Raw genomic sequence first — 7,035 nt, 5'->3', positions numbered from 1 at the left:
CCGCGTCAGCGGCGCGAGGACTGCCCGGCAGCAGCAGAGGTGCTACGGCCCGCACCCACACGCATTCAGCAGTTAAGCAGTTAAGCAGTTAAGCAGTTCGGCATCACTTATGAACACTCAGCAAACACCGTTCTTCATCACCTCAACCGCCCGGGCAATTTCCGGTGCCAGCCAGCGATCTTCCTGCCAGTTCGCCACCTCTGCCCGCAAACGGCGCAACGCCTGTTTCGTCCCTTCCGCCAACTCCGCCTCGCCATGGAAATCCAGCGCCTGCGCCGCCAGCAGGTACTCAATCGCCAGAATCTGCCACACATTCCCCACCAGCTTCAGCAGTTTCAACGCAGCTCCCGTACCCAAGCTAAGATGATCCTCCTGCAAACCCGAGGTCACGTAATTATCCAGCACCGCCGGTTGCGCCAGCTGACGGTTCTCCGCACACAACGACGCCGCCACGTACTGCGCAATCATCATGCCGGAATTCACGCCCGGCTGCGCCACCAGGAACGCCGGTAAACCGCTGACCAGTGGATTCACTAAACGATCCAGACGTCGCTCCGCAATGCTGCCAACCTCCGCCATGGCAATGGCCAACACATCAGCCGCCATCGCCACCGATTCACCGTGCGGATTGGCCTGCGACACCACACGCCAGTTATCCACGGTGCCGAGTATCAACGGATTATCGGTACAGGCATTCAACTCGGTATCCACCTGTCGCGCCGCGTGATCAAACTGATCGCGGCTGGCACCGTGTACCTGTGGCATCGAACGCAAACTCAGTGCATCCTGGGTGCGCACACCCACGCTTTTAGCCAGCAGCGGGCTGTCGCTCAGCAACTGACGTAAACGCAGGCCACTCACTTGCATGCCAGGACTGGCTTTCAGCGCAATCACTTCGGCATCAAATGCCACTAACTGCCCACGCAGCGCCTCAAAACTCATCGCGCCGGTCACGTCAGCCCAATCCAACAGCCGCGCCGCATCATCCAGCGCCAGACACGACAACCCGGTCATGCACGGCGTGCCGTTCACCAGGCTCAAGCCTTCTTTCGCGCCAGGTCGATAAGGCGTTAATCCAGCCTGCGCCAGCGCTTGCTCTGCAGACACGATCTGTTGCTGATACTCAACATCGCCCACGCCAATTAGCGCGAGTCCGATATGCGCCATATGGCTGAGATAGCCCACTGAACCTTGCGACGGCACCTGCGGCGTAATCTGATGATTCAGCAGCGCCAGCAAATGCTGCACCAGTGCCACGGAGACGCCCGATTTGCCATGGCTATAGTTTGCAATCGCCGCACACAGAATGGCACGCACCTGTTCACGCGCCAGTAATGGGCCCACGCCACAAGCGTGACTCAATAGCGTATTACGTGACAACTGGCTGAGCTGCTCTTCCGGCAAAGTGATATTGCACAGCGCCCCCAGCCCGGTATTGATGCCATAAGCGATATGACCGCTGGTCACAATCTGCTCGACGATCTCACGCCCCTGAGCAATACGCTGCCAGGCGCTGGCGCTTAACGTCAGTTCGGCATTGTGCCGTGCCACCTGCACAACATCCTGCCAGGAAAGCGTTTCATCGCCCCACACTGATGTCATGCTGGTTGCTCCGTGTGATGGCTCTGATGGCTGGAGATAAACTGCTTAAAGCGATGCGAGCCTTGTGCGCCAAACATCTCTTCCGGCGTCCCCTGACAATCAATGGTCCCCTGATGCATAAACACCACCCGGTTGGAAACGTTACGCGCAAAGCCCATTTCGTGCGTCACCACCAACATGGTGCGCCCCTCTTCCGCCAGGCTGCGCATTACTTTCAATACTTCGCCCACCAGCTCGGGATCAAGTGCTGAGGTTGGCTCATCAAACAGCATCACTTCCGGGTCCATCGCCAGCGCGCGGGCAATCGCCACACGCTGCTGCTGGCCGCCGGAAAGCTGTGCCGGATAAAAATCTTTGCGATTCAACAGGCCAACGCGATCCAGCAACTGCTCCGCCTGGGCAATGCAGCTTTTCTTATCGCGCTTCAGAACATAGTGCGGCCCTTCAATCACGTTTTGCAGCACCGTCATATGCGACCACAGGTTAAAACTCTGGAACACCATGCCCAGACGCGAACGCAGGCGCTCAATCTGTTTGGGATTGGCCGCCAGCTGATGACCACGCGCATGGCGCTTCATCTCAATGGTTTCACCACCGACGCTCACCACGCCAGCATCTGGCGTTTCCAGCAGGTTGATACAGCGCAATAAGGTACTTTTACCCGAGCCGCTGGCGCCGAGAATTGAGATGACATCGCCTTGATGCGCCTGCAGCGAAATGCCTTTCAGTACTTCCATTGCGCCAAAGGATTTATGGATATCGGTGGCGCTTAAGGTTACGGGGGATGTGGATTGCATATCACTCTCCGGCAAGCGGTTTAACGGCGGGTAACGGCTTTTTTTCAACGCGATGCACCGGGGTTAAACGGCGTTCTAACAACGCGTAAAGCTGGACGATAATAAAGTTGAGGATCAGATAAATGGCGGCGGCGCAGATAAACACTTCCATGGTGCGATAGGTACGCTGAATGATCTGCTGCGCCACACCAGTGACATCCCACACGGTGACCAGACTGGCCAGCGCCGTGGACTTCACCAGCAGGATCGCTTCGGTGGAATACGCGGGCAATGCATAACGCAGCATGATGGGCGCGATGATGCGACGCAGCAGTAGCCAGCGCGACATGCCGCAGGCCAGCCCTGCTTCGACTTGCCCCGGCGGCACCGCCAGTAAGGCACCACGCAGGATTTCAGCGGTATAAGCCGCGGTGCACAGCGACAATGCCAATACCGCGCAGGTAAAGGGCTCGCGCAGGAACGGCCAGACAAAACTATGGCGGATCACGCCAAACTGCCCCAATCCGTAATAGATCAGGAACAGCTGGATCAGCAGCGGTTGTCCGCGAAACACCAGATTGTAGCCGCGCGCAAAGCCGCTCAGCACCCGCCAGCGGCTCATGCGCAGTGACAGAATGCCGATAGCGAAAATGCCACCGCAGAGAAAGGCACTGATAAACAGGCCGAGCGTCACCGGCAGCGCGGCGCTCAGCTTGAGAAAGGTATCGGTCAGAAAGGCGAAGTCAATCATACTGCTGATCCTTAATGCTGTGCCGCAGTGCGACTTTGCCACGCGCGTCCAAGGCGAGACTCTGCCCGGCGGAACGCATGATTAGACAGCAGCGTCAGCACCAGATAGCAGCCACCGCCAATCAGATAGAAAGTGAAGTAATCGCGCGTGGATCCCGCCGCCACCTGGCTGGCACGCATCAGCTCGACGATGCCGGTCACCGACACCAGCGCCGAATCTTTCAGGCTCATCTGCCAGACATTTGACATGCCTGGCAGCGCATAGCGCACAATCTGCGGCAGCAAAATGCGCTGGGCAATACGCCAGCGCGGCATGCCGATCGCGACTGCCGCTTCCACTTCACCTTTGGCCAGCGCCAGACGCGCCGCACGATACACCTCACCTTGATAGGATCCAGAGATGAGCCCGATTGCCAGTGCACCAATCAGGAACGGCGGCGCTTCGATAAAACCATCCGCGCCAAACATCTGTCCCACCAGGGTAATCAGGCCCGATCCGCCAAAATAGAACAGGTAGATCACCAGCAGTTCCGGGATGCCGCGAAACACCGTGGAATAGGCTTCACCCAACCAGCGAACCCAGCGCTGCGGCGACAGTTTCGCTGCCGCCACGCCGGAACCGACCACCGCGCCAATCATCAACGCCGCCAGCGACAGCAGCAGCGTGGTGAAGGCAGCCCCCAAAATCAGGCGGCCCCAGCCATCAGCACCAAAACTCAGCAGGCTCATCATCTTTCACCTCACTTACGGGGTTACGTCAGTTTTAAACCACTTCTCACTCAGCTTTTTCACGGTGCCATCGGCCAGTGCGCCTTTAATGGCCTCGTCGAGTTTGGCTTTCAGATCGTTGTCAGCCATGCGCACGCCCATCGCCTCGCCCTCACCCCAAATCGGGCCACCCAACTGCGGGCCACTGAAGGTCAGGTTACTGTTCTCTTTGCGCGCCAGCATCGATTGCGCGAAGGTCACATCGTCGAATACTGCATCAATACGCCCCACCTGAAGATCGAGAATCGCATCTGCTGAGGAAGTGTATTCGCGCACGTCGGCGACATCTTTGAAGTACTTATCAATAAAGGGCGTGTAAACCGTGCCGGACGCGATACCAATCGTTTTGCCTTTTAACGCCGCTTTCAGTGGCGCAATCGCGGTGTTGATCTCTTTCTCATCGTCATGCAGCTTGATGATGTTGTGATCGGCCGGCATCAGCGGACTGTCTTTGGTGGTGATAAAGGTGGCGGGAGTCGACGCGTAAGGCACGGTGAAATTGACCACTTTTTTGCGGTCCGGCGTGATGACGATCGCATCCATGATCACGTCATATTTGCCAGCATTCAGTCCGGCGATCATGCCGTCCCAGTTTTGCACCACCAGCTTGCACTGGATGCCCATGCGCTTACACAAGTCTTCCATCAGTTCAGGTTCAAAGCCGCCTAACTTGCCGCCCGGCAGCGTCAGGTTCCAGGGTTCATAGCTGCCTTCGGTAGCGATGGTGATCGATTTCCACTCTTTGGCCTGTACAGCAACACCGCTGATCATCAGGCTGGCAAACAGGGTCGTGAGGCAAAAACGGCGAATCGGGGCACGGTGCGTCATGCGGCTTCTCCTGGTCATTAATCGAATTGGCTGTCTCTGTTAGCTGATACAGCGCAGATGACATTTCATGTATATACAAGTTAGCTTGCGGCAGATCATTGTCGGCATAAGCTTTTTGTGAGCCAGCCAGAATAAAAAGTGATAATTACCACGTGGTCTTTACTTGTACATACAACCTAGCAAGCAGTGTGCCAAATCGGCAGAGGCGTTGGAATCAGGGAATGGTCACGGCACGGACGTATTGATGCACATTTTTGGGGCGCGATTGCACTTTTATGGGGATAACGGAGTTTGAGAGGGAACGAGATGGGTCTGGTGCGTTGTCTGAGCCCGCACTTCCCTACCAATAAAAAAGGCAGCCACCTTTCAAAGGTGACTGCCTGGTAAAAAATTTGCCCTGGCGGGCATGACGACTCGGGCGATTAGAGAGGTTTTCCAGCCTGTAAATAAGCCTGCATCATCGGTTTTAACACTTTTTGCAGCTGTGACGCGCGATCCTGTTGCCAGGCAAACGGCGGGGTTTCATCCATGTAATTAAGCTGTGCCAGCTCGAGCTGTACGGCCTGTACGCCCTGCTGCGGCTGACCGTAAGCACGCGTGATATAACCGCCTTTGAAACGACCATTAACCACCCAGCTGTAATCGCTTTGCGCGACACAAACCTCTTTAATCGCTTCGATCACCGCTGTCGAGCAACTCTCACCACTGTTAGTGCCAATGTTGATATCCGGCAACTGACCATCAAACAAGCGCGGAATCACCGAAGCAATGGAGTGGGCGTCAAACAGCAGTGCATAACCGTGTTCAGCTTTCAATCGCGCCAGCTCTTGCTGGATCTGCTGGTGATACGGCTGCCAGATATTATCGAGATAACCCTGACGCGCGGCGGCGCTGGGGGTTTTCCCCTCGGCGAAGGTCGGCGTGCCGTCAAACAGCGTCTCAGGATAGAGGCCGGTGGTGGCGGTGGTGTACAGCGGCTGGTTATCCGGCGGACGATTCAGGTCGATGACAAAACGTGAGTAGTGGCCAACCAGCACGCTGGCCCCTAAATCACGCACAAAATCGTAAAGCAGCGGAATGTGCCAGTCGGTATCTGGCAAACCGCGTGCCGCGTCGCTTAATCCGGCATCCACTTCAGGCGTTAACTGGGTGCCCGCATGCGGGATGCTGACCAGCAGCGGCAGCTTACCGGCGGTGAAATGAAAAGGTGTCATTGCGCTTCTCCACGATAAATAACCTGGCACGGCAATTCGCCGCCCAACCAGTAAACCAGTTCTGCCGGGCGCGCCAGCGGCCAGTGCACAAAGTTTGCCACCTTGCCGGCCTCAAGCGAACCGTGCGAATGCTGTAATCCCAGCGCTTTCGCGCCCCACAGGGTCACACCCGCCAGCGCTTCTTCCGGGGTCATGCCAAATAGCGTGCAGCCCATATTGAGCATCAGACGCAGCGACAGCGCCGGAGAAGTACCGGGATTGGCATCGCTGGCCAGCGCCATTGGCACGCCGTGTTTGCGGAACAGATCCACTGGTGGGCGTTGGGTCTCGCGCAGTAGATAGAACGCGCCCGGCAGCAACACCGCAACGGTGTCGTGTTGCGCCATCGCTTGCGCATCGGCTTCGGTGGCGTATTCGAGATGATCGGCTGACAAGGCGCCGTATTCAGCTGCCAGCGTAGCACCGCCCAGTGCAGAAAGCTGTTCAGCGTGCAGTTTAACCGGCATCCCCAGCGCTTTGGCTTGATCAAACACCGCGCTAACCTGCTCAGGGGAGAAGGCCAGATGTTCGCAGAAGGCATCGACGGCATCCGCCAGCCCTTCCGCCTTCACCTGCGGTAACAGGCGATTGCAGATGATATCGATCCAGCCTTGTGGGTTTTCTTTAAACTCGGGCGGGAAGCCGTGCGCGGCAAGGCAGGTGGAGAGCACATCGGCGGGCACCGTTTCCGCCAATTCGCGGATGGCGCGCAGCATGGTCAGCTCGCTGGTTTCATCGAGGCCATAACCCGATTTAATCTCCACTGTAGTGACGCCTTCTGCCAGCAATCGATCCAGACGCCAGCGCGCGCTTGCCACCAACTCCTGCTGTGATGCCGCGCGGGTAGCACGCACCGTGGAGAGAATACCGCCGCCCTGCGCTGCGATCTCGGCATAGCTGACGCCGTTCAGACGCTGTTCGAACTCCTGGCTGCGATCGCCGCCAAACACCAGATGCGTATGGCAATCGACCAGACCCGGCGTGATGATGCCACCGTCAAATTGCTGCTGCGTACGCGGGGCAAAATCCGGCAGTTCACTACGCGGTCCTACCCAAAT

7 protein-coding genes are annotated in these 7,035 nt (G+C 57.4%); all 7 read right to left on the bottom strand.

All coding sequences use genetic code 11. The features are described 5' to 3' along the window. Positions 1–117: 117 nt before the first annotated feature. A complete protein-coding gene (hutH, locus tag RT340_RS20850; RefSeq protein ID WP_313377636.1) occupies positions 118–1,602 on the bottom strand; it encodes a histidine ammonia-lyase in 1,485 nt (494 codons plus the stop codon). Beyond that, on the bottom strand, positions 1,599–2,399 hold the full coding sequence (locus RT340_RS20845; protein WP_211728142.1) for an ABC transporter ATP-binding protein: 801 nt from the start codon (positions 2,397–2,399) through the stop codon (positions 1,599–1,601). The genes hutH and RT340_RS20845 overlap by 4 nt, the downstream gene beginning before the upstream one ends. 1 nt (position 2,400) lies before the next feature. Further along, positions 2,401–3,129: an ABC transporter permease subunit gene (locus RT340_RS20840; protein ID WP_313377635.1), complete on the bottom strand. Its 729-nt coding sequence runs from the start codon at positions 3,127–3,129 to the stop codon at positions 2,401–2,403. Positions 3,130–3,140: 11 nt separating this feature from the next. Continuing rightward, complete coding sequence (locus RT340_RS20835; protein ID WP_034820926.1) at positions 3,141–3,860, bottom strand: ABC transporter permease; 720 nt, start codon at positions 3,858–3,860, stop codon at positions 3,141–3,143. Positions 3,861–3,872: 12 nt separating this feature from the next. Continuing rightward, entirely contained in the window at positions 3,873–4,724 is an 852-nt protein-coding gene (locus RT340_RS20830; protein ID WP_313377634.1) for a transporter substrate-binding domain-containing protein, read from the bottom strand. 422 nt (positions 4,725–5,146) lie between these two features. After that, the gene (hutG, locus tag RT340_RS20825; RefSeq protein ID WP_160834668.1) at positions 5,147–5,938 is read right to left on the bottom strand and encodes an N-formylglutamate deformylase; all 792 of its coding nucleotides are present in this window, start codon (positions 5,936–5,938) and stop codon (positions 5,147–5,149) included. Next, a partial coding sequence (gene hutI / locus RT340_RS20820) for an imidazolonepropionase (protein ID WP_313377633.1) occupies positions 5,935–7,035 on the bottom strand: 1,101 nt, incomplete at its 5' end. The genes hutG and hutI, both read right to left, overlap by 4 nt.

It is taken from the genome of Pantoea sp. CTOTU50773, assembly GCF_032082325.1.
GTDB classification, from domain to species: Bacteria; Pseudomonadota; Gammaproteobacteria; order Enterobacterales; family Enterobacteriaceae; genus Pantoea; species Pantoea communis.
The sequence above is the reverse complement of the archived record's forward strand: the minus strand, read 5'-3'. Positions and strand labels throughout refer to the sequence as shown.